Origin of the sequence: Devosia sp. Leaf420 (assembly GCF_001425445.1) — a bacterium.
In the GTDB taxonomy this organism is placed as follows: Bacteria; Pseudomonadota; Alphaproteobacteria; order Rhizobiales; family Devosiaceae; genus Devosia.
In genome coordinates, this window is the sequence record NZ_LMQU01000014.1 from 164,629 (window position 1) to 180,570 (window position 15,942).

At 60.8% G+C, this 15,942-nt stretch carries 11 protein-coding genes; 5 read left to right on the forward strand and 6 right to left on the reverse strand.

The annotated features are described in order from the left end of the window. Positions 1-170: 170 nt before the first annotated feature. The 5 genes from ASG47_RS18720 to ASG47_RS18740 all read left to right on the forward strand — a co-directional run bounded on the left by ASG47_RS18720 (position 171) and on the right by ASG47_RS18740 (position 9,357). A complete protein-coding gene (locus ASG47_RS18720) occupies positions 171-2,198 on the forward strand; it encodes a methyl-accepting chemotaxis protein (RefSeq protein ID WP_061911758.1) in 2,028 nt (675 codons plus the stop codon). Positions 2,199-2,626: 428 nt separating this feature from the next. Continuing rightward, complete coding sequence (locus tag ASG47_RS18725) at positions 2,627-4,987, forward strand: sensor histidine kinase (protein WP_061911759.1); 2,361 nt, start codon at positions 2,627-2,629, stop codon at positions 4,985-4,987. Further along, positions 4,988-5,407, forward strand: coding sequence for a tRNA (adenosine(37)-N6)-threonylcarbamoyltransferase complex ATPase subunit type 1 TsaE (gene tsaE, locus ASG47_RS18730; RefSeq protein WP_061911760.1), 420 nt, complete (start codon positions 4,988-4,990; stop codon positions 5,405-5,407). It begins immediately after the preceding gene. Positions 5,408-5,629: 222 nt separating this feature from the next. After that, on the forward strand, positions 5,630-8,227 hold the full coding sequence (locus ASG47_RS18735; RefSeq protein WP_244487135.1) for an EAL domain-containing protein: 2,598 nt from the start codon (positions 5,630-5,632) through the stop codon (positions 8,225-8,227). 98 nt (positions 8,228-8,325) lie between these two features. Then, positions 8,326-9,357: a Gfo/Idh/MocA family protein gene (locus ASG47_RS18740; RefSeq protein WP_061911761.1), complete on the forward strand. Its 1,032-nt coding sequence runs from the start codon at positions 8,326-8,328 to the stop codon at positions 9,355-9,357. Between the two features lie 6 nt (positions 9,358-9,363). Here ASG47_RS18740 and ASG47_RS18745 read toward each other — a convergent pair whose 3' ends face one another. The 6 genes from ASG47_RS18745 to ASG47_RS18770 form a co-directional block, all read right to left on the reverse strand. Further along, positions 9,364-10,377, reverse strand: a complete 1,014-nt coding sequence (locus ASG47_RS18745; protein WP_061911762.1) for a YihY/virulence factor BrkB family protein — start codon at positions 10,375-10,377, stop codon at positions 9,364-9,366. Between the two features lie 55 nt (positions 10,378-10,432). After that, positions 10,433-11,263, reverse strand: a complete 831-nt coding sequence (locus ASG47_RS18750; protein WP_061911763.1) for a dipeptide ABC transporter ATP-binding protein — start codon at positions 11,261-11,263, stop codon at positions 10,433-10,435. Next, on the reverse strand, positions 11,263-12,108 hold the full coding sequence (locus tag ASG47_RS18755) for an ABC transporter ATP-binding protein (RefSeq protein ID WP_061911764.1): 846 nt from the start codon (positions 12,106-12,108) through the stop codon (positions 11,263-11,265). Before ASG47_RS18755 ends, ASG47_RS18750 begins: the two co-directional genes overlap by 1 nt. 4 nt (positions 12,109-12,112) lie before the next feature. After that, positions 12,113-13,012 (reverse strand): ABC transporter permease subunit, encoded by a 900-nt coding sequence (locus ASG47_RS18760; protein WP_061911765.1) that lies wholly within the window; start codon positions 13,010-13,012, stop codon positions 12,113-12,115. A 1-nt stretch (position 13,013) separates the two neighbouring features. Next, entirely contained in the window at positions 13,014-14,021 is a 1,008-nt protein-coding gene (locus ASG47_RS18765; protein ID WP_061911795.1) for an ABC transporter permease subunit, read from the reverse strand. Between the two features lie 188 nt (positions 14,022-14,209). After that, positions 14,210-15,805: an ABC transporter substrate-binding protein gene (locus tag ASG47_RS18770; RefSeq protein WP_061911766.1), complete on the reverse strand. Its 1,596-nt coding sequence runs from the start codon at positions 15,803-15,805 to the stop codon at positions 14,210-14,212. Positions 15,806-15,942 lie beyond the last annotated feature (137 nt).

Genomic DNA, 15,942 nt, shown 5'->3' on the forward strand with positions numbered 1-15,942 from the left:
CCGTGTTTCCCCTAACTTAAGTTTAGGAGAAGTGGAGCAGAAGCCACGACCCCAAAGTGCGGGGGCACAACGAAGGATAGTGTGGCGCGGTGCCCAACTGCGCCTCATTGAACCGGTTTGCCTCGTTGCCGCGGTCCCCCGCGGTGTCCAGAAGGATTAGGAAGGCAACAGTGTTCAAACTCAAGATTGTAGGCCGCATCTATTTGCTCGTGGCCCTGGCGATCGTCTCCCTGACGATCATGGGCGTGACCGGCGTTCAGCAGATCAACGGCACACGCGAAGAAGCCCGTCGCGGCGAATTGCAGGCGCTGATCGAAGCGGCCGACGCGATTTCCAATGGCCAATATCAGCGCGCCCAAAAGGGCGAAATCAGCGAAGATCAGGCCAAGGCCACGGCGCTCGCGGCGCTGCAGGACCTGCGCTATCGCGGCACCGAATATATGTTCGTGCTGAACACCGATGGCGTGATGATCATGCACCCCATCCGCGCCGACCTCGTCAATGTCAGCCAGCTCGAAGCGACCGACACCAACGGCAAGTTCATCTTCCGCGAAATGGTCGACGTGGCCAAGGCCAATGGCCAGGGCTTTGTCGATTACCATTGGAAGCGGACAGCCGACACCGAAGGCGTCGCCAAGCTCTCCTATATCAAGCTCTTCCAGCCCTGGGGCTGGGTGATCGGCACCGGCGTTTATACCGACGATCTCGCCGCCGCCGCCCGCAGCAGCTATGTCGAGATGGGGATCATCGGCCTCATCGTGGCGCTGGTGGTTTCGGCCGTGGCCTTCCTTCTGGCGCGCACCATTACCAACCCGATCGTTCGCCTCACCGGCATCATGGATAAGGTCGCCGACGGCAAGTTCGAGACCGAGGTGATCGGGACCGATCGCATGGACGAAATCGGGGCCATGGCACGGGCCGTCGAAGTCTTCCGCGAGAATGGCATGAAAGTGTCGCAAATGACCGAGGCAGAAGCATCCCGCATCATCCGGGATCAGGAATCGCGCCAGGACATGATGATGGAGCTGCAGCAGGCCTTCGGCAATGTCGTCGACTCCGCGCTCGATGGTGATTTTTCGAAGCGCGTCCCCGCGACTTTCCCGGACGCCGAACTCAATGGCCTCGCGACCTCGGTCAATGATCTTGTCGACAGCGTCGATCGCGGCCTGACGGAAACCGGCACGGTGCTGAGCGCGATGGCGCAGGCCGACCTGACCCAGCGCATGCATGGCGAACATCGCGGCGCCTTCGGCAAGCTCAAGACTGACGTCAACCTCGTGGCCGACAAGCTCAGCGATGTTATCCATCAGTTGCGAGGGACCTCGGGCACGCTGAAATCGGCAACGAGCGAGATTCTTTCGGGCGCCAATGATCTTTCCGAGCGCACGACGCGTCAGGCGGCAACGATCGAAGAGACCTCGGCCTCGATGGAGCAGCTTGCCCAGACCGTGACCGAGAATGCCAAGAAGGCGTCGGATGCGAGCCAGAAGGCGAGCGTCGTGTCGCGGTCAGCCGAAGAAGGCGGCGCGGTGATGGATCAGGCCAATTCGGCGATGGAGCGGATTACCCAGTCTTCCTCGAAGATTTCCAATATTATCGGCATGATCGACGACATCGCCTTCCAGACCAACCTGCTGGCACTCAATGCTTCGGTCGAAGCGGCGCGGGCTGGTGAAGCGGGCAAGGGCTTTGCTGTGGTTGCTGTCGAAGTCCGCCGTCTGGCGCAGTCCGCTGCCCAGGCGTCGTCCGAAGTGAAGGCGCTGATCGAGCAGAGTGCGCAGGAGGTCGGTTCGGGCTCGAAGCTCGTGGCCGATGCCGCCGGCAAGCTCAATGCGATGATGGACGGGCTCCGCGCCAATACAGCGCTTCTCGACGATATCGCGCGCGCCAGCCGCGAACAGGCTTCCGCGATCGACGAGGTCAACACCGCCGTTCGTCAGATGGATGAAATGACCCAGCACAATGCGGCGCTGGTCGAAGAGGTGAATGCGGCGATCGAGCAGACCGAAAACCAGGCGAGCGAACTCGACCGGATCGTCGATGTCTTCCACATCGAAGGCGCGCAGCAACGCAGCCCCGTCAACCGGGCGCGGTCAGCACCGGTCGCTGCGAAGGCCGCACCAAAGGTGAAGGCGGCGGCATCTGCCTATCTCACCAGCGGCAATACCGCACTCAAGGATGATTGGTCCGAGTTCTAGACCGATTGAAGCGGGCCTGAGCGTATCCGGCCCGCATTGTTTCTGCTTTGGCGCGAATGGTTAACAAAACGTTTCTAGTTCGTTCTCCGTCAAGCGCTTCCTTAGCGCTTTGCCCGCAAAGCACAGCCATGAAGACTCTTTTTCGCGATTCATACCCTCGTTATGTTGGGGCGATTCGGTCGCGGGGGACACGTTACCGGCTCGGGGGCACCTTGGAATCCCAGTAGGGATCTTTCCGCGTTCAGGCGCCAGTTTCAGTGAACGCGTACCGGCCGCATAGGCCGGACTTGCAACAATAAAAGAAGCGAGGGCAGTCTATGGCGCCGGATCGATTCCGGAAGCATTGGGGATTCGCAAGTTTTGCGTCCGTCCCCTTAACTCTGACAATGGCAGTCCCAGCCTTCGCGCAGAGTGCTTCAGTGGCAAATATGGGCGGCATTGTACCCGTCGCCGTGGCCATTGGTGCAGGTGGCTTCGCCCTTGTCGCCGTGACCCTGTTGCGCACACTGTTGCGCGACGGCAAGCTCGCCCAAGGCAAGGCCCGCGCCCAAATCGCCGATTTGCGCGCCCTGGTCGACGATTATGAAAATCTCATCGGTGGCAGCCGCGAACTGACCGTCGTCTGGCCCGAGCAGGCTGGCGTCGCGCCGCGGCTTTTGGGGCAGCCTGCAGCTGTACTGCCGCCGGGCCGCCGCGCCGAAAGCGTCCTCAACTTCGATACATGGCTCAGTGGCAGCGAGGCGGAGCGTCTCTCCATTCTCGTCGAGCGCCTGCGCGTCGATGGCCATAGTTTTTCGGCCAGCATCAAGTCGCTCGACGGACGCATTGTCCGCGCGACCGGATGGCTTGCCGGCGGTGGCGCCGCTCTTCGTCTGCGCCCGGCCTTTTCGCAAGCGCAGAATGACGCCGAAGACCGTCTGGCGGCCGAAGGCGCCGATCGCGGCAGCGTGCTTGCAGTCCTCAAATTGCTTTCGACGCCCGCATTCTTGCGCGATGTGTCCGGCCGCCTGGTCTTTGCCAACCCCGCTTATCTCGAACTGTGCGCGGGTTTGGGCAAAACAGGCTCGGCCGAAGCCCCTGCCGAAATCTTGGATAGTCGCGACCTCGACGCGTATCTGGCGGCCTGCCGCACCAATAGCGAGCCGCTGCGCCAGCGCATCTCGCTTGGCAAGGCGGGAAATTTCGAGCTGATCGATATTCCGGTCGCCGATGGCCGCGCGGGTTACCTGCGCCGATTGTCGGGCACCGAACCAGTCGCAGCGGAAAAGGCGGGCGAGCCGAGCCTTGCCCATATCGCTGGCATCATCGATGCCTTGGCGACGCCCATCGCCATTTTCAATGCACGACGCGAACTGGTGCAGTTCAACCCTGCTTACGCCTCGATCTGGAATCTCGATCGCAAATTTTTGGCTCTTGGTCTTGATGAGCGGGCCATTCTCGACAAGCTCCGCACCGAGGGCATGCTGCCCAATCAGGTCGATTATCACACCTGGCGGACCAAGCACCTCGACTCCTACAATCGCAAGGAGCCCTTCGAGGCTGAGCCCTGGCACCTTCCGGACGGCCGCACGATCAAGGTTATTTCCGCGCCGGCCGGTGCCCAGGGCGGCGTGATCTATGTCTTTGAAGACATTACCGAGCGCCTCAAACTTGAATCGGCCAATAAGGCCATGACCAATGTGCAGCGCGAAACCATCAACGCGCTCTCCGAGGCTGTGGCGGTGTTCGGCACCAATGGTCGCCTCGCCCTGTCCAATCCACGGCTGTCGGCGCTCTTCAAGCTGCCGATGAACATCCTCGACGCCAATCCGCATATCGATCAACTGGCCGATGCGTCCGGCAAGGTGCTGCAGGATGGCGCCAAGATATGGCACGACCTCAAGCGCAATATCATCGACCTCAATCCGACCAGAACCGACAAGGCCGGGCGCATCGAGCGCGCCGATGGGCGTCTGCTCGACTATGCCATCACGCGCCTGCCCGATGGCCAGACGATGATGACCTTTCTCGATGTCACCGAAAGCGCGAGCTATTCCAAGGTGCTCAAGGAGCGCAATGATGCGCTCGTCACTGCAGATCGCCTCAAGGACGCCTTCGTCGAAAACGTGTCCTACGAGTTGCGGAGCCCCCTGACCAATATCATCGGCTTTGCCGATCTCCTCGCGGGGACAGAGGGCGATACGCTTAATGAACGCCAGAAGGCCTATATCGAATATATCCGGGCCTCGTCGGTCACGCTGGGCGTGCTTATCGACAATATTCTCGATCTTGCTTCGGTCGATGCCGGGATTGCCGAGCTTAATCCTGAAACGCTCAGCGTTCCGCAACTGATCGATAAGGCCAAGGCCGGCCTTTCCGCGACTTTTCCGGAAATTAACGGCAATGGCACCAATCTCGTTGTCTATGTCGAGCCTGACCTGCCCGAATTCATCGCCGATGGGACGCGCATCGTGCAGGTGCTGTATAATCTCCTCTCCAATGCTGCGCGGTTCTCGCCGCCCAATGGCGAGATCCGGCTTTCGGTATCGCATCGCGCCGACCGCATGCTCTTCATCATCGAAGACGAGGGTCCGGGCCTGACCGACGAATTGCGGTCGGCCATTCTGACCCGTCTCGATTCTCCCGGGGCAGGCGGGCGCATGCGGGGGGCCGGACTCGGTCTTTCCATCGTGCGGACATTCGTGAATCTTCATGGGGGGACGATCTCGGCCGAGCAGCGCGAACCGCGTGGTAGCCGCATCGTCGTCAACTTTCCCCGTGACAGCGCCCTTGCTGGCGTAGCCGAATAAATGCAGCGTTTCCTCGCCGACGACGACGCAACCTCAGCCTTTGGCCAGGAGCTGGCCGGGATGCTGCGGCCAGGCGACATCGTTAGCCTTGAAGGTGAATTGGGTGCCGGTAAATCGGCGCTGGCGCGGGCGACGATCAGGGCCCTGGCGAAGGATGCCGATCTGGAAGTGCCGTCGCCCACGTTTGCTCTCGTGCAGCCCTATGAAACGCCGGCCGGGCCTGTGCTGCATGCCGATCTTTACCGCCTCGGCGATGCTGCGGAAGCCGACGAGCTCGGTCTCCTCGACACCGATAATGGTGTGGTCTTTGTCGAATGGGCAGAACGGGCGCCTCATGTCCAGGAAGCGGCAACAATCGTCATCACGCTTGCCATTCCTCCTGGTGGTAAGGGCAGGGCGATGAGTTTGCGACGCCAGTAGAGCCTGCGTGAATTTTCAGCGCTCACGGTAGCTTACGTTTGCCGGTTTCTTTGCCAGCCGTTTACCACGCCTCGATTTGGTCACGGTTTGTAACGATCTGATCAAGAGCTGACACGCTAATCTGAGTTAAGGCCGAAATCCGGCCATAACTTTTAGGGCGTCATGGTCGGAACAGTCCTTCGGCAGAACCTGTGGAATTGGCGACGAACGGGCATTTTGCCCATGCTGATCGCCATCATCGTGGTCATCATTGCCGGGATTGTTGTCGACAAGCAGGCAACGACCATCAGCCAGGAACGCATGCGTTCAGAGGTGCTGAGCCAGATTTCAGTGATCCGGGCCAAGCTTGAAGGCCAGGTCTCGAGCAATATCCAGTTGATGCGCGGACTTGTGTCCGTGATTGCCACCGAGCCGGATATGGATCAGGCGCGGTTTGATGAACTGGTCAAGAACCTGTTCGTCGGCACGGGCCAGTTGCGTTTGGTCGCGGCCGCGCCCGATCTCGTCATTCGCATGACCTATCCCCGCATTGCCAACCAAAAGGCGATCGGGCTCGATTATCGCAAAGTTCCCGATCAATGGGCGGCGATCGAGCGCGTGCTTGAAACAGGCGAATTGGTGCTGGCCGGGCCGGTCAATCTTGTTCAGGGCGGACGCGGCTTTGTCGGACGGTTTCCCGTCTTTGTGGGGGAAGGTGAGGGGCGCCGGTTCTGGGGCGTCGTCTCAGCCGTGGTCGATGTCGATCGCCTCTATGGCGATAGCGGCGTCTATTCGGCCGCCAAGGACCTCGAAATCTCGATCATTGGACAAGACGGGCAAGGCAAGGCGGGCCTGCCGTTCTTTGGGACGAATGTGTCGGCACTCAATCCGGTGGTTGCCGATGTCACCCTGCCGTCCGGTAGCTGGCAGATTCAGGCGGTGCCGCGCGGAGGATGGCAGCAGTCGACGCCGATGCAGCTTTTTATGCGCGGCGGTATCATTCTCGCCGGTATTCTCATCCTCTTTCCGTTCTGGATTACCGGCAGGCTGATGGCCCAGCGCCAAGAGCATATCGGCCAGCTCAAGGATCGCGAACTGGCGCTGACCCAATTGACCCAGCGGCTCAACCTGGCGCTCGAAACCTCCAAGGTTGGGCTTTGGGAGCTCGACATGGCCACGGGAGACGAAGTCTGGGACGCGCGAACTAACGAAATCTATGGCATGCCGCCCGATAGTACCGGCCGCACCCACGACCATTGGCAAAAGGTCGTCCATCCCGAGGACCAGGCGCGGGCCGAGCGGGAATTCCAGGATTCGATCGCCAATGGCCGTTATGAATCGGTGTATCGCGTGCTCTTGCCCGATGGCACGCTTCGCCACATCCGCTCCATCGCCATCACGCTCAAGGAAGGGGACGGGGAAAAGGTCATGGGCGTCAATTGGGACGTCACGGCCGAGGTCCTGCGCAATGAAGACCTGCGGAGCGCCAATGCGCTGACCGAAGCACGTAATGCCGAGCTCGAAGCGGTCCGCGTGAGGATTGAATACAATGCGCTGCACGATAGCCTGACGGGCCTGCCCAATCGGCGCTTTCTCGACGAAACGCTGCGCCGTCATGCTGAGCTTGGCTACCGTGACAGCGGCACGATCGCGCTGCTGCACATCGACCTCGATCGGTTCAAGCAGATCAACGATACACTTGGCCATGCGGCTGGCGACGCTATGCTTGTGCATGCGAGCGCGGTCTTGCGCGACTCCTGCCGCGAGGACGATTTTGTGGCGCGCATCGGTGGCGACGAGTTCGTGGTGCTTTCGAGCAACCGGCATGGCGAGGAGAGCCTGGCCCGTCTTGCGGCGCGCATCGTTGAAGCCATGCGCAAGCCACTCTACCACGAGGGCCACGAATGCCGCTGCGGCGTCAGCGTCGGTATTGCCACAGCCATGGTGCCCGACATCGATATCGAGCAACTGCTGATCAATGCTGATATCGCGCTCTATCGGGCGAAGGGCAGGGGCCGTAACCGCTTTGAATTCTTCTCCGCCGAGCTGCAGGCCGAGGTGGTCAAGACCAAGCGCGTGGCCGACGAAATCCTGACCAGTCTCGAAAGACAAGATTTCATTCCCTATTACCAGCCGCAATTCTGCGCCCAGACGCTTGATGTCGTCGGGGTCGAGGCCCTGGCGCGCTGGCAGCATCCGACCAAGGGTCTACGTGCGCCCGACAGTTTTATGGCGGTTGCAGAGGAGCTGAGCGTCGTCGCTGCGATCGACCACGCCATTTTGCGCCAGTCGTTGGACGATCTCGCCCGGTGGGACAAGCTCGGCTTGGGTGTGCCACGCGTGTCTGTCAACGTCTCGCAGAGGCGGCTCCATGATGAGGGGTTGGTGTCGACCTTAAGGGATATGGATCTTCCGCCCGACCGCGTTGCGTTCGAGCTGGTGGAATCGATCTATCTCGACGAGAGCGACGGCATCGTCGCGTGGAATATCGACCAGATCAAAGCGCTTGGAATCGATGTGGAGATCGACGATTTCGGCACAGGCTATGCATCCATCGTTTCGCTGCAAAAACTGCGGCCGCGCCGGTTGAAAATCGATCGGCTTCTGGTCGATCCAATCACCACGGAAGCCAGTCAACGGCGGCTTGTTGCCTCCATCGTCGATATTGGCAAGTCCATGGATATCGAAATTGTCGCCGAGGGCGTCGAGAGCATGGAGCATGCACGCATCCTCCGCGATCTCGGCTGCGACATCTTGCAGGGTTATGCTTTCGCCAAGCCCATGTCTCGCGAAGCCTTCGAGGAATTCCTCGGCCGGAACGCCTGGCGGCATGCTGGGTAATCCGGCGGTATAGCTGCGTCACAAGAGGGCGCGACAACGGCAGCAAAATTGGCTATTGCGATTTCCACGATCTTGTATGGAACGCAAAGGGGCCGGCCATGGCGCAATCGAAAAAATTCGGACTGGGCGTGGTGGGCGCTGGCATGGCTGCGAAACCGCATGCGCAGGCGCTCGATGCGCTCCGGGACAGCATCGAGGTGCGGGGCGTCTGGCGCCGCGATACGCCAGCGTTGCAGCAGTTTTGCGCGACCTATGACTTTCCCGCCGCTGAGAGCTACGAGGCCATGCTGGCCGATCCCGAAATCGACGCCATCCTGATCCTGACCCCGCCCAATGCGCGCGAGGAACTGGTGGAAGCGGCGGCGAAGGCCGGCAAGCATATCCTGATGGAAAAACCCGTCGAGCGGACGACGGAAGCTGCCGCACGGATCGTCGCGATCTGCGAAAAGTCCGGCGTGACGCTTGGGATCATCTTCCAGCATCGCTTTCGCGCGGCGTCGAAGGCCTTGGCGGCGAAAGTTGCGAGCGATGAGCTTGGGGCGCTGTTTTCGGCTCATCTCGTCGTGCCGTGGTGGCGCCCGCAGGTTGGGTATTACGACAAGCCCGGCCGGGGGACCTTCGCCCAGGATGGCGGAGGCGTGCTCATCACCCAGGCCATTCACTCGCTCGACTTGATGCTGAGCCTGACGGGACCGGCCAAAGCCGTCACGGCCCTCGCCGCGACCACAGGCTTCCACCAGATGGAAACCGAAGATTTCGTCGCTGGCGGCATCGAGTTTGCCAATGGTGCGGTGGGCGCGCTGATGGCGACGACGGCAAATTTTCCGGGCGGGGCAGAGAGCCTGGTGCTCAACTTCGAGAAAGCCAGCGCGACGCTGACCGGCGGCAATCTCACCTTGCGCTGGTTCGATGGCCGGGAAGAGGTCGTCGGCGAAGCCAGCAGCAGTGGTGGTGGAGCAGACCCCATGGCCTTCCCCTTCGATTGGCACATGGATCAGATCGCTGAATTTGCCGACGCAGTACAGTCGGGCCGCCAGCCAGTTTCAACCGGAGCGACGGCGCTGCGGGTGCATCGGCTCATCGACGCTTTGATCGCGTCTTCGCGCGGGGGCAAGCGCGTCACCCTCTGAAGCGTTTCAGGCGGGGGACGGGCTGCCGCCCTTGCCCTCGCTCTCCGGCCATGTCTCGCCAAGAGTATCGGCGACATAGGCGCCGCGCGCACCGAGGGGCGCCGGCTCGCCGGTCGTCGAGTCGATGGCAGTTTGATGTTCGAGCTCGGAATTGAGTGCCCCGCCCAGAATGGCGATCGTTACCGAGAACCAGATCCAGGTGAGCAGGCCGATCAGTGCGCCAAGCGAACCATAGGTCGCATTGTAGTTTGAAAAATTGGCGGCATACCAAGAGAAACCGGCCGACATCACCATGATGCCGAAGGTGGCAAAAAGGCTCCCCGGCGTGACCCAACGCCACTGCGCCTCCTGCCGGCTCGGGCCCCAGCGATAGATGGCCGAGAGCGCAATGACGAGCGTTGTCAGCATGATGACATAGGAGCCGACGCGCACCAGCCATTCGAACCGGCCAAGCGCGAGATAATGCAGCAGCACCGGCATGACGAGTACTGCGCCAAGGACGACCACCAGCAACAGCAGTGCGCCAAGCACAAAGCAGAGCGCCAGCAGGTTGATGCGGATGAAACTGCGCTTTTCGCGCTCGCCATAGACGATGTTCATCGCCTCGAAAAAGGCCTTGATACCGGCGCTGGCGCCCCAAAGGGCAAGACCGAGGGAGATCAGCAGCGCAAAGCCAAGCGAGGCATTGGTTTCGCTCGTCAGCCGGACCAATTGCTCGCGGATGATTTCGAGGCCATCGCCGGGGACCAAACCCTCGAGCAAATTAAGCTGTTCGATCACGCCCGCTGGATCGTTGAGAAGCCCATAGCTCGAGACGAAAAGACTGAGCGAGGGTACGAGCGCAAAGAGCAGAAAGAAGGTGACGCCCGCGGCCGTAAGCAGAATCCGGTTGTCGTTGAAGCCGACGAAAAGCCGATAAACTATATCGCGCCAGCCGCGCCACGGAATGGCGATCGGCGTTCTGGCGCGGCGACCGCGATCACGGCGTTTGGGGCGAGATTTTTTCGACGCAATAGACATGTTCGCACAACGCGGCGCGAAGCGCTTGGCTCCGCGCCGTATCGGCAATCATGCATTATGCGGTCAATGCTTTCTTACGGGCGATGCGGGCGCGGATGTGCTCGACATCGGCCTTGGGCGTCGCGGCAAAAAGCGTCTTGGTATATTCGTGCTGTGGCGCCGCAAAAACCGCCTCGCGGGTGCCGTGTTCGACGACGTCGCCAAAGTACATGACCATGACTTCATCGGCGATGTAGCGCACGACCGAAAGGTCGTGGCTGATGAACACATAGGTGAGGCCAAACTCGTCCTGCAGATCCTTCAAAAGATTGAGAATCTGGGCCTGTACGGAGAGATCGAGCGCGGAAACCGGCTCGTCGAGAACCAGGAAACTCGGGTTGAGCATCAGCGCGCGCGCAATGGCGATGCGCTGACGCTGGCCGCCCGAGAACATGTGCGGATAGCGGTTATAATGCTCGGGCTGCAGACCGACCTTGATCAGCATGGCCATGGCCTTTTCGCGCCGTTCAGCGGCCGACATGTCGGTGTTGAGTAGAAGCGGTTCGGCCAGCACGTCGCCGATCTTCTGGCGTGGATTGAGCGAGCCATAGGGATTTTGGAAGACGATCTGGACCTTTTGGCGCAGTTCCTTGGTGACATGCGCAGCGCTTGCCGGAATGCCGTCGATCAGGATCTCGCCAGACGTCTGTGGATCGATCAGGGTGATCATGCGGGCAAGGGTCGACTTGCCACAACCGCTTTCGCCCACGACGGCGAGGGTTTTGCCCTTTTCGAGGGTGAAGCTGACGCCTTTGACGGCATGCAGAACCTTCGCCGGGCGCAGAAAACCCTGGGAGGTGATGTAGTCGCGCTTGAGGTCGCGGACTTCGAGAACCGGTGTCGTCATCAGCGTGCTCCGGGCGCAGCTTGGAACAGCATGTCGGAGACCGTCGGCAGGCGATCGCCGACAGCGTTTTCCGGCAGCGCCGAAAGCAGCGCCTGCGTGTAGTTCGATTGCGGATTTTCAAAGAGGGAGAGCACGTCGGCTTCTTCCATCTTGCGACCCTTATATTGGACGATCACGCGGTCGGCCGTCTCTGCCACGACGCCCATGTCATGGGTGATCATGATCAGCGCCATGCCGGTCTGTTCCTGGAGGCGGACCAGGAGATCGAGGATCTGCTTCTGGATGGTCACGTCGAGCGCAGTCGTTGGCTCGTCGGCGATCAGCAGCGTCGGATTGCAGGCGATAGCCATGGCGATCATGATGCGCTGGCACTGCCCGCCCGACATCTGGTGCGGGAAGGCCTTGAGCTTGTCGGCGGCATCGCGAATGCCGACCTGGCGCAGCAGTTCGAGCGCGCGGTCATGCGCCGCGCGGCCACGGAGGCCCAAGTGCTTTTCGAGCACTTCGCCGATCTGGAAGCCAACGGTGAAGCAGGGATTAAGGCTTGCAATGGGCTCCTGAAAGATCATGGCAATGTCCTTGCCGATGATCTTGCGCCGTTCGGCTTCGGGCATCTTGAGAAGGTCGCGGCCATTAAAGGTCATGACATCGGCCGTCACGGTCGCGGTCGAGGGCAGGAGGCCCATGGTGGCGAGCATGGCCACAGATTTGCCCGAGCCGCTTTCGCCGACGATGGCGAGAACTTCGCGGGCATCGACGGAGATATCAATGCCATCGACGGCCTTGAAGAGGCCGGCCGAGGTGTCGAAGGCGACGGTGAGATTTTTGATTTCGAGAAGGGACATGGTCTCAGCTCCTCTTCAGCTTTGGATCGAGCGCGTCGCGCAGGCCGTCGCCGATGAGATTGATGGCGAGAACGGTGATGAGAATGGCAAGGCCGGGGAAGGTGACGACCCAAGGCGCCTTGAGGATGAACTCGCGGGCGGAGGCCAGCATCGTGCCCCATTCCGGCGTTGGTGGCTGAGCGCCCATGCCGAGGAAGCCAAGGGCGGCAGCCTCGAGGATGGCGTTGGAAAAGCTCAGCGTGGCCTGGACTATCAAGGGGCCGAGGCAATTGGGGAGGATGGTGATCAGCATCAGGCGGAAGTGGCCGGCACCGGACAGCTTGGCGGCGGTCACATATTCCCGGTTCTTCTCGGCCATGACCGCTGCGCGCACGAGGCGTGCAAAGTGCGGCTGCAGGACGAGCGCAATGGCGATCATCGCGTTGAAGAGGCCGGGGCCAAGGATGGCGACGAGAACAAGCGCCAGCAGCAAGGGCGGGAAGGCAAGGATGATATCCATGATGCGCATGATCAGCGCATCGACCCAGCCGCGGAAATAACCCGCGAGCACGCCGAGGAGGACGCCAACGACCAGCGCGCCGATGACGACGAAAAAGCCGATGAACAACGAATAGCGCGCGCCGTGAATGAGACGCGAGAGGATGTCGCGGCCGACGGGATCGGTGCCGAGGATGAAGCGCGGATCCGAATTTGCGTCCCAGATCGGTGGCTTGAGCAGGGCATCGCGATATTGCGCGTCAGGCAGATGGGGGGCGATCAGCGGCGCGAAGATCGCGACAAAGAGCAGGATCGTGAAAACAGTGAGGCCGATGACGGCGCCGCGATTGACCGAGAAATAGAACCAGAATTCGCGGAGGCCGGAGACCGGCTTGGTGGTGCCAACGGTAGGAGTGGTGGTTGCCATGTTACTGCACCCGGATGCGCGGATTGATCAGCGCGTAGAGAAGGTCGACGATCAGGTTCACCGCCATGACGATGAGCGCGATGATCAGGAGGCCGGACTGCACGACGACATAGTCGCGCTTGGAAATGGAATCGATCATCCACTTGCCGATGCCGGGCCAGGTGAAAATGGTTTCGGTCAGGATCGCGCCGCCGAGGAGCAGGCCGACCTGAAGGCCGATCGTCGTGACGACGGGGATCAACGCATTCCTGAGGGCATGTACGTTGACGACGCGATTGGGCGACATGCCCTTGGCCTTAGCCGTGCGGACATAATCTTCGCCGAGCACTTCGAGCATGGCCGAACGGGTCTGGCGCGCGATGACGGCGAGCGGAATGGTGCCGAGGACGATGGCGGGCAGGATCAGGTGCCGGAGGGCCGACACGAAGGCGGGCCAATTGCCGTAGAGCAGCGTGTCGATCAGCATGAAGCCGGTGATCGGCCGCAGGAAGAAGGTTAGGGCGATACGGCCCGAAACCGGGGTCCAGCCGAGATAGCCGGAAAAGAAGATGATGAGGAGAAGGCCCCACCAAAAGATCGGCATGGAATAGCCGGTCAACGCCACGCCCATGGTGAACTGATCGAACCACGAGCCGCGCTTGACGGCGGCAAAGATGCCGGCGGGAATGCCGATGATGACGGCAAGGAACATGGCTGAAAGCGCCAGCTCGATCGTTGCCGGGAAGAGCGTCATGAATTCGGTCAGGACTGGGCGCTTGGTCGCGAGCGAAATACCGAAATCGCCCTGCATTACGCTCCAGAGATAATTGAAATATTGCTGCCAGATCGGCAGGTTATAGCCGAACTGCTCGCGCAGGATTTCGTAGCGCTCGGGCGTCACGCCATGTTGCCCCGCCATGGCGAGGATCGGATCGCCTGGAAGCACGCGGACAAAGGCGAAGGCGCAGATGGAAATGCCGATAATGGTCGGCACCAGGAGCGCAACGCGGCGCAGGATGTAGTTCAGCATGTTGGGCCTTGCCCTTGGGGTGCCAGCCCACCGCTGAGCGGCGAGCTGGCTTAGTCCCGTTTCCTGTTTCGGCTGATCCTTGAGGCGGCCGTTATCGGCCTGCATGGCTCAGCTCTTGCTCTTAAAAGCGGAGCCTCGCTCCGGTTTTTAGCCGGATCGAGGCTCCTGTTTGCTTGCGACGTTAAGCCTTACTCAGCGACGTCCACATACTTGAAGCTGTGGGTACCAAGCGGGCTCAGCGTATAGTTGAGAACGCGCTTGTTCATCGGCATGAAGACCTTGGAGTGCGCGATGGTCAGTGCGGGTTCTTCAGCTTTGAAGACTTCCTGAGCGGTGGTGTAGAGCTTGATGCGCTCTTCCTGGTCGCTGGTGGTCTTGGCAGCCTGGATCGCAGCCTCGAAGTCGTCATTGCACCAGCTCGAATAGTTCGAGACGCCGATGGCCGAGCACGAGAAGAGGGTTGCGAAGAAGTTGTCCGGATCACCATTGTCGCCGGTCCAACCGATCATGAACGGACCCTTGCGGTCGGCCTGCTTGCCGCGCTCGCGATATTCGGTCCATTCATAGGTCACGATATTGGCGGTAACGCCAACCTTGGCCCAGTCGGACTGGATCAGTTCAGCCATACGCTGGCCGTTCGGGTTGTAGGGGCGCGAAACCGGGATTGCCCAGAGATCGGTGGTCAGGTTGGTGACGCCGGCAGCTTCCAGCATCTCCTTGGCCTTTTCGGGATCATAGACGTCGGCAGCGGTTGCCTCGTCGTAGGACCACATGGTGGGCGGGATCAGGTTCTTGGCGTCCTGGCCGGCACCCTGGTAGACAGCGTCGATGATGGCCTGCTTGTCGATGGCCATGGTCAGCGCCTTGCGGACGTCCGGATTGTCGAACGGCGCTTCGGTCGTGTTGTAGGCGAGGTAGCCGATATTGAGGCCTTCGCCTTCCTGAACGGTCAGCTTCTCGTCGGCCTGGAGCGTTTCGAGATCGGCGGGAGCCGGGTAGGGCATGATATCGCATTCACCGGCGAGCAGGCGCTGTGCGCGCACCGAAGCGTCGGTGGTGATAGCGAAGATCAGGTCGTCGATCGGCTGCTTGCCTTCCCAATAGTCAGGGAATGCAGCGTAGCGGATGACGGTGTCGAGCTGGTAGTCGACGAACTGGAAGGGACCGGTGCCGACAGGCTGGGTCGAGAAAGCCGCCAGATCACCCGAAGCTTCGAGCTGATCGGCATATTCCTTCGAGACGATGGCAGCGAAGTCCATCGCAAGGTTTGCCAGCATCGGTGCGTTCGGTTCGGTCAGCGTCAGCTTGACGGTGAGGTCATCGACCGCTTCGATGGATTCGATGTACTTGGGCATATCCATGCCCTGGAAATAGTCCCAGGTCATGCCTTCGAGATAGTTGAACCAGGGGCTCTCTTCATCCATCTGGCGCATGAACGAGAAGACGACGTCGTCAGCGGTCAGGTCGCGGGTCGGGGTGAAGTAGGGCTGGGTGTGGAATTTCACGCCCGGACGGAGCTTGAAGGTGTAGACCTTGCCGTCTTCGGAGATTTCCCAGCTCTCGGCGAGGGCCGGAACGACTTCGGTCGTGCCTGGCTTGAAATCGACGAGGCGGTTATAGATCGTGTGCGAGGAAGCGTCGAAGTCGTTACCACCGGTCAGCGGTCCGGGGTCGAAGTGGGCCGGAGAGGCTTCCGAGCAATAAACCAGCTGCTTGGCCTGTGCGGCGCCGGCGGCAAGAGCCACCATTGCAGTCGCGGCCAGAAGGGTTTTCATCAATTTCATTATTGGTGTCTCCCGAAGATTATGCGCGCTCCGGCGTTCCCGTCCAGAGGCTTGGCGACACAAAAGCCTAGTTTTTTCGGATGCGCAATGGGGGAAGTTGACCATTTGGTCAATCGTGTGGCGGTCAAAAGCCTTTC